Source organism: Vibrio sp. D173a (genome assembly GCF_030248475.1).
Genome location: NZ_JAHGAH010000524.1, coordinates 1 through 1,287 on the forward strand (window position 1 = coordinate 1; position 1,287 = coordinate 1,287).

Annotated in this window: 1 pseudogene; it reads left to right on the top strand. The window is 45.8% G+C overall.

The features are described 5' to 3' along the window. Positions 1 to 49 precede the first annotated feature (49 nt). Positions 50 to 1,287, top strand: a pseudogene (locus tag KIV40_RS27235) (nuclease); the annotation flags it as partial.

Here is a 1,287-nt window from a genome sequence, read left to right on the forward strand (position 1 = left end):
AGATGGTCTGTTTGTATATTCAAGCACTCAACCTGCCGTTGGTACATAAGTGACTGTGGTTGGCACCGTTCGTGAATACTTTGGTCAAACACAGTTTAATATGTCAGGAAACTGGGTTGAAACTGGAAACAGTGTTACTCCTCCAGGTCCTGTTGAGTTAAAACGCCTACCGGAAGACGGTGCATCTTTTGCAAACACATTAGAGCGCCACGAGGGTATGTTCGTCAAACTTGTTGAAGACATGGATGACAACAAAGACGGCAACCAAGATATGCGCGTAACCCGTGCATTCGCTTTCGACTTCGAGCTTTACCATAAAGGCCAATTCCGTAACAACTTGGCTCTAGCGTATGAAACTCCGAACTTCCACCCGAACCAAGAGTATGTTGCAGGTAGTTTTGAATCGATCGCTAAGATTGAACAAAACCGCGACGCCACTCTGTTCCTAGACAGCGAAAAAGCACCAAGTAACGGCCAGATCCCTTACTACGCAAACTTCAGCTACGACAACCCAATTCGTATTAATGATGGCATTAAGAACGTAGAAGGTGTGATTGCTTATACCTACGATGAGTACCGTCTAGTCGTGAAAGATCCTGCGGCTGGTGGTTATCAGATGACAAGTGCTGATATTACGCCTAATACACCACGTCCAGTTTCAAGCTCTGGTGAGTATGACATCGTTAATGAAGAGTACGATGCAGGCTTTACTGTGAAAGTAGCGACACAGAACGTGTTGAATCTGTTCAACTCACCTTACGGCGGCAGTGCGAACCAATATGGTGATAACCGTGGCGCTGAGTCTGAAGAAGAGTACGAACTTCAAAAAGCTAAGATTGTTGAGGCTATCTACGGTTTAGACGCAGATATTCTTGGTTTGATGGAGATCGAGAACAACGGCTTTGGCGACTTTGGTGCAATCAAGACCCTGCTGGCATCGGTTAACGCGAAATACAATGAAGAAGATTACGCGAAGCGCGGTGATCAAGACTCTATCCACAATCGCTATGTGTTCGTTGGTTTCGATAAGAATGGCGATACCATTTTGGATCACAACGACACCATCGGTACCGATGCAATCACGTCGGGCGTGATTTATCGTCCGTCTAAAGTTTCAATTGTGTCAGGTAAAATTATTCAAATGCCTGAGCAGCACGCTCCGCTAGTGGAATACCCAGATGGTGGTGCGATTATCGATGGTGATGGTGCCGTTCGTGAAAGTGGTGACAACTACCAACGTAATACAGTGGCAGCGACCTTTAATGTTCTTAACACAGGTAAACGCCT